17 protein-coding genes and 1 pseudogene are annotated in these 17,744 nt (G+C 43.1%); 9 read left to right on the top strand and 9 right to left on the bottom strand.

From position 1 onward, the window contains the following. Window positions 1-48 precede the first annotated feature (48 nt). The 5 genes from V7K50_RS16565 to V7K50_RS16545 all read left to right on the top strand — a co-directional run bounded on the left by V7K50_RS16565 (window position 49) and on the right by V7K50_RS16545 (window position 5,611). Complete coding sequence (locus tag V7K50_RS16565; protein WP_334961801.1) at window positions 49-1,524, top strand: pentapeptide repeat-containing protein; 1,476 nt, start codon at window positions 49-51, stop codon at window positions 1,522-1,524. Between the two features lie 276 nt (window positions 1,525-1,800). Further along, on the top strand, window positions 1,801-3,042 hold the full coding sequence (locus V7K50_RS16560) for a pentapeptide repeat-containing protein (RefSeq protein ID WP_334961799.1): 1,242 nt from the start codon (window positions 1,801-1,803) through the stop codon (window positions 3,040-3,042). Window positions 3,043-3,058: 16 nt separating this feature from the next. After that, complete coding sequence (locus V7K50_RS16555) at window positions 3,059-3,202, top strand: hypothetical protein (RefSeq protein ID WP_334961797.1); 144 nt, start codon at window positions 3,059-3,061, stop codon at window positions 3,200-3,202. Window positions 3,203-3,285: 83 nt separating this feature from the next. Continuing rightward, window positions 3,286-4,815 (top strand): YifB family Mg chelatase-like AAA ATPase, encoded by a 1,530-nt coding sequence (locus tag V7K50_RS16550; RefSeq protein WP_334961795.1) that lies wholly within the window; start codon window positions 3,286-3,288, stop codon window positions 4,813-4,815. A 376-nt stretch (window positions 4,816-5,191) separates the two neighbouring features. Continuing rightward, the gene (locus tag V7K50_RS16545) at window positions 5,192-5,611 is read left to right on the top strand and encodes a hypothetical protein (protein ID WP_334961793.1); all 420 of its coding nucleotides are present in this window, start codon (window positions 5,192-5,194) and stop codon (window positions 5,609-5,611) included. Between the two features lie 581 nt (window positions 5,612-6,192). On the opposite strand, the gene V7K50_RS16540 is transcribed toward V7K50_RS16545, so the two are convergent. Then, window positions 6,193-6,834: a type I restriction endonuclease gene (locus V7K50_RS16540; RefSeq protein ID WP_334961791.1), complete on the bottom strand. Its 642-nt coding sequence runs from the start codon at window positions 6,832-6,834 to the stop codon at window positions 6,193-6,195. A 234-nt stretch (window positions 6,835-7,068) separates the two neighbouring features. Here V7K50_RS16540 and V7K50_RS16535 point away from each other — a divergent pair. After that, a pseudogene (locus V7K50_RS16535) lies at window positions 7,069-7,368 on the top strand (YihY/virulence factor BrkB family protein); the annotation flags it as partial. Between the two features lie 24 nt (window positions 7,369-7,392). On the opposite strand, the gene V7K50_RS16530 reads toward V7K50_RS16535, so the two are convergent. The 3 genes from V7K50_RS16530 to nfi all read right to left on the bottom strand — a co-directional run bounded on the left by V7K50_RS16530 (window position 7,393) and on the right by nfi (window position 10,742). Beyond that, window positions 7,393-9,348 (bottom strand): FHA domain-containing protein, encoded by a 1,956-nt coding sequence (locus tag V7K50_RS16530; RefSeq protein ID WP_334961790.1) that lies wholly within the window; start codon window positions 9,346-9,348, stop codon window positions 7,393-7,395. 84 nt (window positions 9,349-9,432) lie between these two features. Beyond that, window positions 9,433-9,969 carry an FHA domain-containing protein gene (locus V7K50_RS16525; protein WP_334961788.1) on the bottom strand — a complete coding sequence of 179 codons (537 nt, stop codon included), beginning with the start codon at window positions 9,967-9,969 and terminating at the stop codon, window positions 9,433-9,435. 107 nt (window positions 9,970-10,076) lie between these two features. Continuing rightward, on the bottom strand, window positions 10,077-10,742 hold the full coding sequence (nfi, locus tag V7K50_RS16520; protein ID WP_334961786.1) for a deoxyribonuclease V: 666 nt from the start codon (window positions 10,740-10,742) through the stop codon (window positions 10,077-10,079). A 243-nt stretch (window positions 10,743-10,985) separates the two neighbouring features. Between nfi and V7K50_RS16515 the strand changes: the two genes are divergently transcribed. The 3 genes from V7K50_RS16515 to V7K50_RS16505 all read left to right on the top strand — a co-directional run bounded on the left by V7K50_RS16515 (window position 10,986) and on the right by V7K50_RS16505 (window position 12,254). After that, the gene (locus tag V7K50_RS16515) at window positions 10,986-11,501 is read left to right on the top strand and encodes a hypothetical protein (protein ID WP_334961784.1); all 516 of its coding nucleotides are present in this window, start codon (window positions 10,986-10,988) and stop codon (window positions 11,499-11,501) included. A gap of 424 nt (window positions 11,502-11,925) precedes the next feature. Beyond that, window positions 11,926-12,066: a hypothetical protein gene (locus V7K50_RS16510; RefSeq protein WP_334961782.1), complete on the top strand. Its 141-nt coding sequence runs from the start codon at window positions 11,926-11,928 to the stop codon at window positions 12,064-12,066. An 11-nt stretch (window positions 12,067-12,077) separates the two neighbouring features. Beyond that, window positions 12,078-12,254 (top strand): hypothetical protein, encoded by a 177-nt coding sequence (locus V7K50_RS16505; protein ID WP_334961780.1) that lies wholly within the window; start codon window positions 12,078-12,080, stop codon window positions 12,252-12,254. Here the strand turns inward: V7K50_RS16505 and V7K50_RS16500 are convergent. The 5 genes from V7K50_RS16500 to lpxC all read right to left on the bottom strand — a co-directional run bounded on the left by V7K50_RS16500 (window position 12,251) and on the right by lpxC (window position 17,563). Next, window positions 12,251-13,528, bottom strand: coding sequence for a DNA cytosine methyltransferase (locus V7K50_RS16500; RefSeq protein ID WP_334961778.1), 1,278 nt, complete (start codon window positions 13,526-13,528; stop codon window positions 12,251-12,253). The two genes, V7K50_RS16505 and V7K50_RS16500, sit on opposite strands and share 4 nt — an antisense overlap. A gap of 70 nt (window positions 13,529-13,598) precedes the next feature. Further along, window positions 13,599-14,768, bottom strand: a complete 1,170-nt coding sequence (gene lpxB, locus V7K50_RS16495) for a lipid-A-disaccharide synthase (RefSeq protein ID WP_334961776.1) — start codon at window positions 14,766-14,768, stop codon at window positions 13,599-13,601. 115 nt (window positions 14,769-14,883) lie between these two features. After that, entirely contained in the window at window positions 14,884-15,702 is an 819-nt protein-coding gene (gene lpxA, locus V7K50_RS16490; RefSeq protein ID WP_334961774.1) for an acyl-ACP--UDP-N-acetylglucosamine O-acyltransferase, read from the bottom strand. Between the two features lie 308 nt (window positions 15,703-16,010). Continuing rightward, window positions 16,011-16,541: a 3-hydroxyacyl-ACP dehydratase FabZ gene (gene fabZ / locus V7K50_RS16485; RefSeq protein WP_334961772.1), complete on the bottom strand. Its 531-nt coding sequence runs from the start codon at window positions 16,539-16,541 to the stop codon at window positions 16,011-16,013. Between the two features lie 101 nt (window positions 16,542-16,642). Then, window positions 16,643-17,563, bottom strand: a complete 921-nt coding sequence (lpxC, locus tag V7K50_RS16480) for a UDP-3-O-acyl-N-acetylglucosamine deacetylase (RefSeq protein WP_334961770.1) — start codon at window positions 17,561-17,563, stop codon at window positions 16,643-16,645. Window positions 17,564-17,744: the final 181 nt, after the last annotated feature.

Here is a 17,744-nt window from a genome sequence, read left to right as displayed (position 1 = left end):
TCCTACACATCTAAGTAATAATTCTAGGTTGTAAGGAAAATTTTTACCATGTCTTCTAAAAAGACAGACGCTCTGTTGAATTGGTTGATCACTATAACAGTTATATTTGGCTTCTCCTTGACTGTAATTTTCTTCGCCTTATCCAGTGTTAAGGAATTGTCAATTGCACAAAAAATCCAGTATAGAAACCAAGCATTAACAACTACTGCAATAGTTTTTCTGGCATCGGCAGCAATGTTTAATACTTATTATGCAGCAAAGCGTGTCCAAGCGATGCAGAAGAATGCGATCGCAGCTGAGAAAAACCTCGAAATTGGCCTTCAAAATGCAAAACTCAATCAAGACAGATTGATTGCAGAACGCTTTATGGGGGCAATTTCCCAGCTTGGTCATGACAAAATTGAAACTCGGACAGGCGCAATTTATGCCTTAGAAAGAGTTGCTCAGGATTTTCCTCAAGAACATTGGACAATCATGGAAATTCTTACTGCCTTTGTGCGAGAGAATGCACCTATCCAACGCGTCAAAGGGGAGCAGCAAAACCCGGAATATCAAGGAGCAGTTTACTCAAGTAGGCGTAGAGGTGGGTCGCGTCCGACAGCCCAGTTGGAGCAAAACCTCTATGAAGAATTGCCAAAAATACGCACCGATATTCAAGCAGCCCTAACTGTTATCGGTAGGCGTAATTCACTGGAAGACCCAAAAGATCAGAAACTTGATTTACGTAACACCGACATTAGACAAGCAGACCTGCTAAAAGCTAACCTCCAAGAAGCAGACCTGCGTGGGGCTGACTTGAGTGGTGCTGACTTGCGTGGTGCTGACTTGAGCCGAGCTGACCTTAGTGGCGCTAAACTCATTAGGTCTATTCTCTACGAAACAATATTACTAAAAGCTAGCTTGTGTGGAGCTAATCTTTGTTGGGCCAACCTCAATCGTACCAACTTCTCTGGAGCAAACCTACGTTCAGCCAACCTCTCTGGAGCAAGTCTGCGTGCAGCTAATTTACAGGGAGCGAACCTTTATAAAGCTAACTTGCAACAAGCGTCGTTAAAAATAGCCAATCTCTCAGGGGCAAAGTTGTTTTTAGCTAATTTGCAAGGAGCAAAATTAGGGAAAGCCAACCTACATCTAACGGGTTTGATTGGTGCTAACCTTTGTGGGGCTAATTTGAATGGTGCCAACCTTTCAGGGGCTAACTTGAATGCAGCCAAACTCCACCAAACAGAAGTCTATTTTGCCAACCTCTCTGAAGCTAGTTTAACGGAAGCTGACCTGTATCAGGCTAACCTCATTGGAGCAAACTTATATCGGGCAACCTTTTATCAAGCTAACCTGACTGAGGCAAACCTGATGGGAGCTAACTTTTCAGAAGCTAACCTCACTGATGTCAAATTGGAAGGGACAATTTTGACAGGAGCGAAAAACTTAGAATTGCAGCAGATTAGAGAGGCACTTGGCGATCGCACCACTCGCCTACCTGATTATATCGAAGCACCAACACATTGGCGGCAGTCTGGTTAAGTAACCTCAGCATCATTAGTTATTTGGGCGTATTCTACCGTTTTCATAAAATACCATAGTTTCTACCAAAAGTCTCCGTAATAATTATTAATATCAAACCCGACATCGTTAAATATAACTACTTATCCGAACCTGATATCAGTTGTTAGAGATTTCATAAATGATTTTTATGCAGTAGATTTAAGAATCTGTCAAGTTTATCCGTGTTTGTACTCTATCAGATATTTACGGATGCTCTTAGAATCAACCTAAATTTATTTGTATAAGGAGTCAGATATGAAGACTTATGACATATCTTTCATAAAGACAAATGGACTGACGACTTTGTTGGTATTTATCTCAGTTATATTTATTTTCTCATTAACTCTAATTTTCTCGTTCTTTGAAAACATTCAAGGATTTTCAATTCAAGAAAAAATCGAATACATCACCCAAGCATTAACAACTATTGCCATAATCATTGGAGGATTGGCATTAATTATTAATGCTTACTATACTTCCAGACTCTCTCTGGATGAAAACCAGAGCCTGTTAACACAACTTCTAGCTGGAACACTAGCTTGGGATCACAACACCCAAACTGGGATAAATTACAGACAACCAACTCCACAAGAAATTGTTCCCGAACGCTTTTCTAAAGCAATCGAACAACTGGGAAATGAAAAGATTGAAACGCGATTTGCCGCAATTTATGCTTTAGAACGAATTGCCAAAGATTCTCCTTCATACCATTGGACAATCATGGAAATTCTCGCTGCTTTTATCCGCGAAAATGCCCCGGTAAATCGGGAATATGAGGACGAGTTACACGATTCATCAAAATTACCTACAGATATTCAAACAGCCTTAACTGTCATTGGGCGACGCGATTCATCTAAAGATCCAGTCAATCAGAAACTTGATTTACGCAATACAGACCTTAGCAATGCAGATTTAACGGAAGCTAACCTCTCTAGAGCAATCCTGGTCGGGGCTAACTTGCAATGGATCAATTTTACACGAGCAAACCTCTCTGAAGCAGATTTATCAGTAACTTATCTTTGTGGATCAATTCTCCATGAAGCCAACCTGCAAAAAGCCCTCCTCCCAGAAGCCAATCTCCAAGGCGTAGTTCTCAGAAAAGCAAATCTTTCTCAAGCAATCCTTTATGATGCTAACTTAGAAGGAGCAGTTCTTTGTGATGCCAACTTAGCAGGAGCAATCCTTTGTGATGCCAACTTAGAAGGAGCAATCCTTTGTGATGCCAACTTGGAAGAAGTTAACTTCGAGGGTAGCAATCTCCAAGATGCAAACCTGATTGGCAGTAACTTGCAAAGGGCAAAACTTGCTGGAGCTAATCTACAAAGTGTATTACTTAGTACAGCTAATCTCCAAGAAGCTGATTTCCAAGAAGCTAACCTCTGTGGAGCGAACTTGAGCGGCTCGGAAAACCTAGAATTACCGCAGATTCAACAGGCAATTGGCGATCGCACCACAATCCTACCCGAAAACCTGAAAATACCCCAAAATTGGCGATAGCGCGATGTATTGTCTCATGTCTCGTTCCCAGTCAGAGACTGGGAATGGATTATGGGAGGCTCTGCCTCCCTTGCTGGCAGCAAAGCCGCAATCAGGAGCATTTTCAGCCAGAGGTTGGAAACAAGGTTCTTTTATATACCTGAAAATTGCTGTAATTTAGAAAAATCATCTATGTGGTTTCACTAATGCCAAGAAACCAACTAATCTGCTAGAGATGTCTATTGGTTTACTGTTATATAAGAAATGCTTGCTAGAGTCTGGAGTGCATCAATTGTGGGCATCGATGCCGTCAAAGTAGGCGTGGAAGTCGATGTGTCAGGGGGATTACCGGGAATTGTTGTCTTGGGACTACCAGATTCAGCAATTCAAGAATCAAGAGAAAGAGTCAAAGCAACTTTGAAAAATGCTGGCTTTGCCTTTCCGATGCGAAAGATAGTTATTAATTTAACTCCGGCAGATTTACGCAAAGAAGGCCCCTGTTTCGATTTGCCTATTAGTGTGGGAATTTTGGCGGCTTCTGAGCAAGTTAGCGCTGATTTGTTGGGAGATTATCTATTTTTAGGTGAAGTCTCTTTGGATGGCAGTTTGCGTCCGGTGGCTGGTGTATTACCCATCGCCGCAGCAGCCCAAAAGATGGGAATTGCTGGTTTAGTTCTCCCTGCTGATAATGCCCAAGAAGCAGTAGTGGTTGAAGGTTTGGCTGTTTACGGCTGCAAACATATCTCTGAGGTAGTGGATTTTTTAAATAATCCGGGGCGTTACAAACCGGTACAGATAGATAGTGCAGTGGAAACGGCAAAACCATCCTACCCTGGCGCAGATTTGCATGATGTCAAAGGACAGGCTCATGGGCGTCGTGCTTTAGAAATTGCGGCGGCTGGCGGACATAATTTAATTTTTGTCGGGCCGCCTGGTAGTGGCAAGACCATGTTAGCAAGGCGTTTACCGGGAATTTTACCGCCCTTGAGCTTTGCCGAATCTTTAGAAGTGACTCGCATTCATTCGGTAGCTGGTTTATTGAAAAATCGTGGTTCATTGGTACGCGATCGCCCTTTTCGTAGTCCCCACCACTCGGCATCAGGGCCTTCTTTGGTTGGTGGTGGTAGCTTCCCTCGTCCTGGAGAAATATCATTATCACATCGCGGTGTACTTTTTCTCGATGAGTTGACAGAATTTAAACGAGATGTATTAGAATTTCTGCGTCAACCTTTAGAAGATGGCTATGTGACAATTTCGCGTACTAAACTCTCAGTAACGTTTCCCGCACAGTTTACTTTGGTGGCGAGTACCAATCCCTGTCCATGCGGTTACTATGGCGATACCATCCAACAATGTACTTGTTCTCCCCGCCAACGCGAGCAATATTGGGCAAAGCTTTCTGGGCCGTTGATGGATCGAATTGATTTACAAGTTGCAGTGAATCGCTTGAAACCAGAAGAAATTACTCAACAACCTACCGGAGAAGCATCAACATCAGTACGCGAACGAGTACAACAAGCAAGCGATCGCGCAATTACCCGTTTCCAAGAAGAACCAAATCTGCGTTGTAATGCCCATCTGCAAAGTCGTCATCTTCAGAAATGGTGTAAATTAGATGATGCTAGTCGGAATTTATTAGAAGCAGCAATTAGAAAACTAGGTTTATCGGCAAGAGCTAGCGATCGCGTTCTCAAAGTAGCACGAACTATTGCAGATTTAGCCGGAGAAGATCAGCTAAAAACCAATCATGTAGCCGAAGCGATCCAGTATCGCACAATCGATAGAATGCAGTGAAAGGGCGGTTATAAACCGCGTTTACACGAGGCTTTACCCACCGACCTGGGTTAAAAACTTTTGATTTTTTCTTAGTCCACGGAGGTGGACTTCGTTTGTGTAGCCGCGAATTCCATTCGCCCTGGCTGGCTCTAAATTGACACTGTGCAAACTACCAATGCAGCGTTACAAAGCCTTGAGGCTATATTGTTGCAATTGCAAGGAAGAATGCATTAATTAAATATTATAAAGAAATCTAAACAGGAACAGTTGGGTTGAAGATAAACGGTAGGATACGGATAAACAGTATATCTACTGATCTGAATCTCTAAATAGGTTTGTGGGTTCATTGTGTAAGACCAATGCAACTGGAAATAAAATACAGGAGTGAAAGTTGATGTCAGCGAATCTTAGAACGCGAGCAGCTTTGGCAGCAGGCATAATGTTAGGTGGTATGACGATGTTATCGCCGGGTGTAGCCCTTTCACAATCTGCTAACCCAAACAACATTACAGGTCGGTGGAATGCAGTAGCAAACAACAGTACTGGCAGTCTTAACATTACACAATCTGCAAACGGTTCTATCTCCGGCAATTTCCTTGGAATTCCCTTGCAAGGGTACTATATTCCTTCCTCACGCCGTTTAGTATTTGTACGCTTTGCTAATGGAATTCCAATTCAGTTTTATTCAGGATGGATCTCAAATAACGGTTTAGGGCTAGGGGGACAATTCAACGTTTGGAACTTACCAAATGGTGCAGCTGGGGGAGTTGATTACAACTTTAGCGCTACTAAGGTTTCTGACTTCCCAAACTAGGTAGAAAGGTTCAGTGAATTCGTAGCGCACCTGCTCTATTGAACTCGGCAGTTGAGGCTTTTAACTCGGCAGTTGAGGCTTTTACAGCGATTTTCAGGTAAATGAACCACAAATAGACCTCTCTCCAAACCTCTCTCCTACGAGGAGAGAGGCTTTGATTTTCTCCCCTTCCCTTGTAGGGAAGGGGCTGGGGGTTAGGTCTTATAATTGTGGTCTAAATACATGAAAACTGCTGTAACTCGGCAGTTGAGGCTTTTAACTCCACAGTTGAGGCTTTTAACTCCACAGTTGAACCTCTGAACTCGAAATATCCCCAATACGTTTCGGTTAGGGAACTCCAAGAAATAAATTATCCAATTTCACTCCTTCAAAACGGCTTTTTCTCCCCCTGCTCCCTGCCCCCTGCTCCCCTGCCTTAAAAGCGATGGGATATTTATTTATCTGGAAGTCCCTTAGTGATATTTTGCCCAGGAGATCCCCCTAAATCCCCCTTAAAAAGGGGGACTTTGATTCCGGTTCCCCCCTTTTTTAAGGGGGGTTAGGGGGGATCTTTATACAAGTTGATACTTTTCAAACATCCTCTAAGACGCAACAGAAATCAACTGACCAATACCCTTGAGAATTTGCAAAACGGCGTACAACTCTTTTGCGGATACAAAGGGAGCAAACACCCTTGACAAATCATACTGTGGCGTATTTGTTTGCGTCACTTTCACAAATAAAATATCATCTCCATTCGTCACCATCCCAAACACAGGTTTACTGGGGTTGGGGTTAGCCATCATATAAGCTAGGGCTTGCGGTACAGCCGCCCAAACTGACAGCGTGGTTTTTTTCGACTCCAACACCATCACCCACAACTGCTCTTGTAGCACTAAAACGTCAATCCGTCCGCGCAGTATCTCCTCGCCATCATCCAGCACGACTTCCACGGATGATTCAGCCTTAATTCTGAAAGGAGGATCGTAAAATCCTGAGAGTGCAAGTATTGGTGACACCAACAACAATATAACTGTCCCTTCTAGTAAATCACCTCCGGCACGGTGATAAAGATACCTACGCCGCACAACATCCACAGAGGCTTTTTCGGCTTCCGTAATTTCAGACAATCCCTCATACCACTCTGGGAAAAATTGCTCGTCTTCAACACGGACAAAACCGAATCGATTTTCTGCATCCTGAAGAGTGGTAATTGCTTCTGTAATTGCTGCCGTTTGTGTCATTGCTTCTAGGTAATAGTTGCTTTGCTACATTATCAACATCAGTGCATCTTTCTTATCGCCAATTAACGCCTAGGCGTAGCCCGTCGTAGACATCGCATTGTCATCTCACTATAAAATTCTAAATTCCTCCCCAAGGATGCTACACAAACTCCCTTGGGAGGATGCCTCTACTGATGAAATCAGTATCCAATATATCAGGGACTAAGCAACATCCCTTATAAGAAGACTGATTGGATGAATTTGCAAGCAATATGGAAGTTATTCCAAGAGACATTCAAAGAATGGAGTGAGGATAAAGCCTCACGGTTAGCGGCGGCGTTAGCTTATTACACGATTTTTTCGATTGCACCATTGCTAATTATTGTAATTGCGATCGCAGGTGCAGTATTTGGCGAAGAAGCCGCAAGGGGTCAAATCGTCGGACAAATTCAAGGTTTAGTCGGGATAGATGGCGCAAAGTTCCTGGAAACAGCCATCAAAAATGCTAACAAACCACAAACAGGTGCGAGCGCTTCGATCGTTAGTGTTGCGATCAAGGTGGGTTGCTGCCCCCTAATATTAAGGCGACTGATTTAATACCCACTTCAACCACTGTCCAAAGGAACTTATAACATTTAACCTTTGAACTCCAGTAGCACGGGCGGCGGCGAGTCCATCAACGGCGACTAATGCGGCGTACTGCAAGCCCAAGAAACTATCAACTGCTGCATAAGGGCCACCTAAAGTAATCGCCCCAGCCGCATACATTTGACCTCTCTCACTACGCATTTCTACTAATTCAAAATTGTTCGCTACAGTCAATCGCCCCAGATGATTCACTGGGAGGTTGTAATGTTTTACCAAATCTGCTATGAGGGGATTGGTATCTACCTTGGCATCCAGTCCAGTAGCATCAACAATAAAGTCAGCTAGCAATTTCATTTCCCCAAAGCTTTGCTCTCGGATACGGGTAATAGTCCGGTTTTGGGCATCTCGTTCTACATCCAGCACCTCTCCGAAGGTAATTTGATACCAACCTTCGCTTAAGCCTTGGGCAGTAATTTGCTGCCAGTCCTGGCGGTCGGCGGTGGTAGTTCCACCCCAGTCTGCTAGTAAACGTTTGCGTTCATCGGGACTGGCTTTTTCTAACATTACCCGGAGTTCGCCGCCCCAACAGGCTTTCGGCCAGTTAAAGGGTTGAAATTCGTAATGATTTTTGACTAGGCGGGTGGCTCTTTGAAATTTGTTACCTTGGGGTTTAGGCGATCGCATTAAATGCAAAACTGCAATATTCCGATTTCTTTTTCTAGCTTCATAAATGCGCTGCACAATCCGCGAAGCCACAATCCCCCGCCCCCGAATCAATACGGTACCACCTTGTTGCTCTAGTTGCTCATAAACATGATCGTGAGCTTCATAAGCATTGACAACAGATTTAAAATCTTGATATTTTTCCCTATAAGCTTGCAAATCTGGCAGAAATTGAATTGCTGGATACCCAGTAGCTAAATGTAAATAACGAGTAACTAAAAAAGCATAACTTCCTGGGGCGCGAGAATAGGCTATGCAATATCTGCCATCATCAGTTTTGCGAATTCCCCTAACTCGCCCATAACGATAAATTTGATTCCAGCCAATGCGCTTCGTCTCCCTATCTATGGAATCAAAGACGTTACCCGCACGGGGAGTATAAGTTTCGGCAAATGTTGGTTCAGCAAAGACTTGCCATAAATATTTGAATGCTGAATTTATCTGTCCCTTGGTGAAATCGTGCCAAGCTTCACGCAAGGCATAACTAGGCCAGCCCCAAATATTATCAGGACAAGAGTCAGAATTAGAACGCAGTCTTTCATATAAGGGAATTTGCGAATTCAAACAAAGGCGCTTGTAACGAGCATAAGGTTCCGCCTCTAATCCCAAAGCTACAATTTTATCAGCACGTACACCACTAATTCGCAGCAAATCAGCCCATAAAAAACTACCCAATCCCGCCCCGATCGCCAGATAATCAGATTCATCTACCGGAAATCCCGTAGCATGAAGTGCTTGCAGGGCGACCTTTTGTGCCTGAAACGCTAATGGTGGGAAATTACTTACCGAAGGCGTTAGCGGTTGGAATACAGGCAACCTGGGGTCTGGAACATTGGTATTTGCGTTGAAGTGAATCGTTGAAGGAGGGCTAGTATCTGGTGCAGGGGCGCTAGCGGCAAATGTCACCGTTATTAAATAGGGGCCAATTTGCAACGTATCGCCATTAGCTAAGATACTGCGCGTTTGTGGTTGACCATTAACATAGACACCGTTAACGCTGCCTTGGTCAATCACTACTAGATGGTCTTGTTCCCAGTCAATTAGGGCATGGTAGCGAGAAACTTCGTTACTGTTAAGCAGCATCCGAGAAACGCGCACTCCCCCAAGTTCAGCAGGTAAACGGGCAAATTCTCGACCAAAAGCGATCGGTATATTCAACCTTGGTTCTCGCCGTTCACCCGTCGCTGGTTCTTCCCAACTTAATTGGATTTGTTCATTTGTCATTGGTTATGGGGCATTGGGCACTGGGTAGAAAAATAATAACTCCTCACTCCTAACTCCTAACTCCTAACTCCTAACTCCTAATTCCTAATTCCTAACTACCAAAATACTCATCGCCGCAGCTAAAGATGTGCCACACCAATGACAGCCAATTTGTAGATTCTCTCCTGGGGAAACTTTATGACATTTGGGGCATTCTAGGCCATAAACTCCTGGCGGTGTTCGTGGATGGTGGTGATGTCCGATATGGACTGGTGGATCTGGTGGCAGCAAAATTGTTGCTGGAATGCTGCCTGTGGAAATGCCAGTAACATTGAGTTTTATGTGTCCCAAAGAGATACTAGTGCCTTCAGTTAAAGGCATTTCACCTTGAACTAATTGCCGTCCATCGACAATGGGGGGATTTTGCAATCGCAAATTCCTAATATAAAAGCGCTGTTGCTGGTGATGAAAAAATATTTCAACGTGCAGTCCAGAGACAGTGGGGTGACTCAGAACAATATCGCACCGGAGGGGATCGCGACCGATGCGGACAGTGCCATGATTTTGACTTGGCTGTTGTTCGTAAATGTTCTGAGTTTTATCTTGACCTGCATCGTGCCACTGTAAAGTTAGTGCGTTCATGGTTCTAACTTCGGAACTCGTATTTAGTTACTTCAACTTCTTTCTGTGCGATTCCTAACATGATTGAGTCGGTGGAAGCAAGTATTTAGAAAAAACTTCAACAAGCTTTATTTCGCTGACGCTAGTTTATCAGCAATGCGTGTAGTTTCTGGCAGCCGATATTTGGGCGTGCAGCGTAATACATAGTCAATTGCTGTGGGTAAACTAACTCGATGACCACTGGAGATGTAGAGAGGTTTTACTCCTGTGCGCGATCGCAAAACAGCCCCAATGGTTTCACCTTCATGTATCAGTGGTTGCCAGTTACCTTTAGTTTCTGCCAATTCTTCATGCTTACCTAGCAACCTAGACTTAGCTACACCAATTGTCGGTACATCCACAAGTAACCCTAAATGGCTAGCTATACCTAATCTGCGGGGATGAGCAATTCCATTCCCATCACACAGGATGATATCTGGTATTGTTTTAATTTTCTCCAGGGCATCGAGGACGGCTGGAATTTCTCGAAATGAGAGGAACCCAGGAATATAAGGAAAGGTCGTAGGACGGTGTGCTAGGCTTGTCTCGATTACTTGCAAATCAGGAAAACTCAATACTGCAACAGCTGCACGGCTAATTGTTCCATCAGCTTCAAAACCCATATCTACACCAGCAACGTACTGAATAGGTTCTTGCAGTTGATCGGACGTAATTACTTGATATCGCAGCTTTTCTTGGATAGCTATAGCTTCTTCCAATGTCGAAGGCCAAGCGTGATCTCGATAAAACTTCATATTTTAAATTGGAATTAAACTGATTAATATTAATCCTGTTAATTTGGCAAGGACAAAAACAACAGTTTTTGATGTTGAGACAGGTAAAAGATATTTTTTGTAAAAGTCTGTAAACAACTATCTTTATAATAGACATTTTAGCCCAGGTTAGCTGATATTTTGCATCATAATGTTATTTCAGGCTGTCAAGAGGGAATCCTGAGAATATAAGTTTATTTTCCAAGATTTTTTCTTTTACTGGTTATGACACAGCCAAATATTCTCAAACTTGCAAAACAGGGAGATGCAGAAGCGATCGCATCTCTGATGAACCGCCATCTACACCCCAAGGGGATCACTGCAAAAGTTGCCTTACAAGATGCTTGCTTAGAGGTAATTCTAGAATCTGCCCAAGTACCAAATCAGCAAATTTTAGTTGCATTTATCCGCAAAGGGTTAATAGCTTTGGCGGCTGCATCTGTTGAGAGAGTAAAAGTTTATGGACAACAGACAGGTAAGGAGTTTCCAGCTTGGAGTAAAGAGTTTTATTTGGGTATGGCAGAAGTAGAAGCAGTAGATAATGAAGAGTCTTCTAGCGACCCTCAAGTTTTAACTATTTTTATTAATTTAAGTGGTAATACTGCACGGGAATTAACAAACCAAGACTTTGAATTTATTGCTAATAAAATAAGCGCTGATATTTTAGCATCTTGTAGTGAAGCTTTTATTCAAAAAGTAAGTATTAGTAATGGTAGTTCTGTGATTACAAAGGAACGTTAGTATTTAATTTGCCTCATGTATAGAAGTGGATAAAGAGTCTATAACCGGGGTTCTTGCAAGAAATCTAATAAATTCAACGGAATTTTAAATATAGGGCTGGAAAAATTATAAAAATGTTGCTTTTGTCTATAAATGGGGAACCCTGAGATATGAAGATATTTTCTCGGTTTTTCGGATTTATTGGTTATGACACAGCCGAATCTTTTAGAACTTGCTAAACAGGGAGATGCACAAGCGATCGCACCTCAAAGCTAAACTAGAGAAAACAGTGCGTAGCTTGCCAACCTAGGCATCGCTCAACCATCCGTATCAAAATACAGCACTTACGGCAGCTATGAGGTACATCCTCAAAGCTGAAAGCTATGCTAAAAGAGGGGCAAGGAGAAAACTGTATTGCATAATAGCGGGAAGCGCTGTAAAGCTTATGAACACTAAAACATTAACTGCCATTCTTCACAAAGAAGAAGATACGTATGTTGCTGAATGTCCTGAAGTCGGCACAGTTGAGGTAAAACAATTGAAGAAGCTCTTGCTAATCTTAAAGAAGCTACAAGGCTATACTTAGAAGAATGTCCTTTGCTCGACACTGATACTAGTCCCAGATTTGTAACGAGTATAGTACTTCAGGAGTCACTCACAAAGCATTCTGAAAAACCTCTAACTAGCTTCATCGGATCTGCTAAAGGCAATTTTCCCACAACGGAAGAAGTGGATAACTTTATTCGCCAAGAACGAGATGCATGGGAATTCTAGATGCTATTCAAGTCACGCTGATAATATTGTGCTGCTTGCGACATATTAAATTGTAATAGCTTCTCCTCTCCCAATTTGTATCGCAAACTCGGCTTAAAAGGCGAAATATTCAAACTGCGAATAATTTCTGATGCTACAGCCTTTGCTAGTAGCGGTGGTACAGAATTACCAACTTGCCTAAATCCGTGCCATTTGGTTACATGAAATCTAAACCAATCGGGGTAAGAATGCAATCTCGCTGCTTCCCTCACTGTGATACAGCGTGGCGTAATTGGATGAATTGGTCTAGGAGATGTGAAAGAACCCCTATACTTATCTGTTCCGGCTCTTAAAGTATTACAGACACCAGCAGGATGTAGCTTATGAAAACGACTAATTTTTTCTCTCTCGCCTTGTTGAGTCTCCTGAAAACGTTGAATAGTTTCCCCAGAATGTTTTGTTCTTAAACTTGAAGAAAGTATTCGCAAATCATATTCTCGTTTGTAAGAATAATCATCGTTTAGACATTTTAATCCGCGAAGCACAAGAGCATATTTACTAGGCTTTTCGTATTCTGCTACAACCCAATCTCTTATTAATAACTCAGGATATTTTTCTATTTCAGGTAAATCTCTAATTGCATCCCATACTGTAGGACTCAATGGAATGTCAGATATTTTTTTAGAATTTAAATTATTTACTAATGCTTGTTTAGTAATGGGCTGAGGGTATTTCGGTAACTCTACATCTTCCCTTGCACCGATGAGAAACAATCTCTCACGAGACTGTGGGACTCCGTAATTTCCGGCGTTGAGAATTTGGTAATTTTCTTCTACTTTATAGCCGTAAACTTTAAACTCGCTAATCAAGTTTTGGAGGATTTGTTTATGTTCACCAACTGTGATTCCTCGAACATTTTCCATCACAAAAAACTTCGGTTTTAGCTCCAAAACCAGCCGATGAAAGTGAAACACCAAAGAGTTTCGGGGATCATCAACAACCCGTTTACCAATTAGGGAAAATCCTTGACATGGAGAGCCAGAAATTACCACATCAATTTCACGATCGCCAATTTTAGACCGATTCCTAATTTCTTCCCCGGTTGTATCCACAACACTTTTACATAACACTGAGCAATCAGGGAAGTTAAACTCATGTGTTGCACAGTGGATCGGGTCAATTTCCACAGACGCCAACACATCAAAACCAGCTTGTTCAAAGCCAAGAGTCATACCGCCCGCGCCAGCAAATAAATCAACTGCGATCGCTCTTTGTTTTCTCATCTCATCAGCCATGACACCTCTAAAGGGATTGGGGATTGGGTATCACGTATTAAATATACAGAATTTTCCCAGTCCCCATTCTCTACTCCCCACTCCCCGGTAGCATTTGCAAAATTTCTTGAGCAACGCGATCGCAAACCCCAACTTCTCCCAAACACCGCCGCATTTCTTCATAATCTGCTAGAGTTTGCTCTCTGCGACTGTAATTAAGTAGCAGATCCATCGCCGTTTGGACAATATTCTCTGGTGTGGCTTGCTCTTGTAATAATTCTGGGACAATTGCCTTCATCACTACTAAATTGGGTGGTGATGCAAAGGCTATAGAACCTTTGAGGATTTTCCGAGCTATCCAAGCAGTTAGACGACTGAGGCGATAAACTACAACTTGTGGCACATTTAACAGAGCAAGTTCCAGGTTGACAGTACCAGATTTGCTAATGGCTAAATCAGCCGCAGCAAAAACTTCCATTTGTTGACCTGATAGAACTGTAGCCCGTAAACCGTAACGCTCAATAGCCTCCTCAATTGGCTGTCTATAGACTTCCAGCGATAGGGGAATCCAAAAACGAACTTCAGGTAATTTAGCTTGAATAGTTTGGGCAGCTTGAAAAATTATTGGTAAAAGATATTTTAGTTCTTGGCGGCGAGAAGCGGGGAGAAGTGCGATCGCAATTTCTTCTGGTGCAATCCCCAGTGTTGCACGGGCTACTTCCCGACTAGGAGCGTCTTGCATTCGGTCAACTAAAGGATGCCCTACCCAACTAACTTCTGCCCCTTTCTCTCGAAAATAACGGGCTTCTTGTGGAAAAATTGCCAACAGCTTATCTGTAAAGCCGACAATCCGGTTAGTGTTACGCACATTGATCGACCAAGCCCACTCTTGGGGAGCGATGTAATATACCACCGGCACGTGTGGTAAGTGCTGTTTCATGTAAGTCCCAATTCCCAGATTCGGACTCATGTAATCGATCAGCACCACTAAATCAGGTGGATTTTGCTTTAGGGAAGCGATCGCCTGACGTTGCACCTGAAGAGTCGGTAAAATATAGGGCAGCCCTTCTAGAATACCCATTGAGCCAATACTACTGGTATTCCCCAGCAGAATAGCCCCAGCCTCTGCCATTTTTTCGCCACCCAGTGCCAAAATCTCTAATTCCAACCCAATCGCCACAGCTTGACGCTTCAGTGCCGTAATTAGCAGCGACCCTTGCAAATCGCCAGATACTTCGCCAGTGCTGATAAAAATCCGCATTTGATAATTAGTAATTAGTAAAAATTATGAGTTAGGAATGAATAATTAAGAGTTAGGAGTGAGGAGTTAAAAATTTAAGTCATCAACTCCTAACTCCTAACTCCTAACTTATAATTCACGATTCATCACTCACGCTTTTTTTCCCTTTACCGGGAATCAAGCCACGTCTTCCAGGCATCTGAGAAAGTAGCAGAAAGCGGCGCAGATGCTGCAATTCTTCGCTATCCCCTAACAATTCCAACTGTTCCAAAGCATCCTTAAAAGACAAATCAGAACGGTAGAGAATGCGGAAAGCTTTTTTCAGCATCATCAAATCTGCTGAGTCCATACCAGACCGTTTCAGTCCCACAAGGTTGAGGGTTCGCACCCGCGCCGGATTTCCTTCCACCAACATATATGGGGCTACATCGCGGTCAATACGTGCCATCCCGCCCACCATTGCGTGTTTACCAATACGCACAAATTGATGGACACCTAAAACTCCACTCAGCCTAGCGCGTGACTCTATATGAACATGACCAGCCAAGGCTACAGAGTTAGCAATCACTACTTGGTCTTCAATGACGCAGTTATGAGCCACATGGACATAAGCCATGAGCAGATTGCCATCACCAATTACCGTCGCTTCACCGGCACCAGTAGCGCGGTTAATGGTAACGTACTCACGAATCAAATTGTTATCACCAATTTTGACCCAGGTTGGTTCCCCCACAAACTTGAGATCCTGGGGTTCCATACCGATGGCCGCACCTGTAAAAATCTGATTTTGCGCCCCGATTTCACAAGGACCCTCTAGCACTGCATGAGCGCCGATGATTGTTTCAGGTCCCACTTTGACATGCGCTCCAATCACAGCATAGGCACCGACTTGCACTGTATGGTGGAGTTCCGATTTCGGATGAATTACAGCAGTTGGATGAATTAGCGTTTTCAAGGGTGAATCTCCAGAACTGTCTTGATAAGCCAGGGCCGGGGCGGGTTTCTGAGGCAGCGTGTAACTCTGCTTAAGAGAGTTATACAACTGCCATCCCATCGAGGCGACTGGTGTTGTTGAGGGTGAAGTATTTCAGTGAATGAAAGTGTCGGGCAAAGCAAGTTAAGTGTGTTTGTGAGTGCGTCTCGTAGAGAGGGCGTCCAAAATCAAGAAATTATCAGGTGCTGTAGTGGATTTTTTTACTGTTATCCTTTTCAGGATTCAGTAGAGGCATTTCACGGCTATGCCCATACCACGAAAGCAAACTTTTAGCTAACTAGAGAAAACATTAATTCCCCTTCACAAGCAAGTTGACCATCAACTTCGGCACGACCTTGCATCTTACCGAAACGACGTTGTTTTACCCATAACAGTTCCACCGTCATTACTAGTTGATCTCCCGGTACGACCTGGCGGCGAAAGCGAACTTTATCGATACCAGCGAAGACAAACAGCCCGCCTTCTACCGAAGACATTTGAGTTAGGACAATGCCCCCAACTTGTGCCATTGCTTCCACAATTAGTACCCCTGGCATCAGTGGACGTTCAGGGAAATGTCCTTGGAAATGGGGTTCGTTGATAGTAACATTTTTAACACCAATAGCCTTTTTACCTGGAACGTAGTCAATTATTTTGTCTACAAGTAAAAATGGGTAGCGGTGGGGTAGCAATTTCTGAATTTCTTCAGATGTGAAGGTTGTTTTAATCTCCGAGCTGATTGTAGTTTCATTTATAACCTGTGGTTCGGTAGATGCAGGTGTAGTCGGATCGATGGTATTAAGTTCAGTGAGAATTGACATTGGCCTTGTAGTTGATTTTTCATCTGAAAGTTGAGTAGGCAGGCGTATATCCAAAGCCTTAATATAATCCTGGAGTTTAAACTTTAGATCAAATCCAAAATCTAAAATCGTTCGACTGAGCGACTTGTGCCGAGCCTGTCCTGAGCGTAGCCGAAGGGCAAAGCCGAGGTAAGCCGAAGTCCAAAATCTAAAATTCTTTGAGCCAGTTGAATGTGTAAATTATGACTGGCTTTATACGCTAAGAAATGAGCAATAGGAAAAGTTCCTAGTAAACTTAAGTCTCCTACTAAATCCAAGATTTTATGACGGACTGGTTCATTTGCAAATCTCAATGGTGGATTTAGCCAGCCTTCTGGTCCACAAATGAGTGCATTATCTAAACTACCACCTTTAATTAACCCTGTTTTTTGTAAGTGTTCAATTTGATGCAGTAACCCAAAAGTACGGGCAGGAGCAATTTCTGCCGCAAAGCTAGCAGAAGCTTTTCCTAGTTCAGCCGTTAGTGACCAACTATGCCATTGATTACCAATGGCGGGCAGGTCAAAATCAATACCGTAACTAAAGCGGGTTTCTGGTGATGGGAGGGCACATACAAAGGCATCCTCTTGATATACCCAGATTGGTTCTGTAACAACCAAGGTAGCTTGGTTTTTAATGGGTTGTGATACTAAGCCAACTTGGGCAATGTTGGTTGTCCACAACCTTGCTGAACCATCCAAAAGCGGGACTTCTGGACCATCAATTTCAATCCGGGCATTATCCACGCCCATACCCGAAAGTGCTGCCAACAAATGCTCTACCGTGCGAACAGATATCTCACCCTTACCCAACTGAGTTGAGAGAACAGTGTGACTAACAGCCGCAACTTGGGCTGGAATCATCGGCAAATCCGGTAAATCCACCCGCACAAAGTAGCGTCCACTTCCCGCCTCAGCTGGTAGTATCCGCACCTGGGTAATCACACCGCTATGCAGTCCCACCCCTATTTGGGTGATTTCGGCTGCTAGAGTGTGTTGTTGCATAGCCAAAAAGTCAATATATTTCCTTTAGTATTGTTCATCGTCTGTTTTGGTAAAATTCCTGATATTCCCCTAAAAATGTCATTAATCCCTTTATCGGAACAGTATTGAGGTAAATGTAACAATTAGCAAGCTAATCCAAAAAAGTTAATTGTCATTTGTCCTTTGTCAGTTGTCCTTTGTC

It is taken from the genome of Nostoc sp. (assembly GCF_036917135.1).
Taxonomy (GTDB): Bacteria; Cyanobacteriota; Cyanobacteriia; order Cyanobacteriales; family Nostocaceae; genus Nostoc.
The sequence above is the reverse complement of the archived record's forward strand: the minus strand, read 5'-3'. Positions and strand labels throughout refer to the sequence as shown.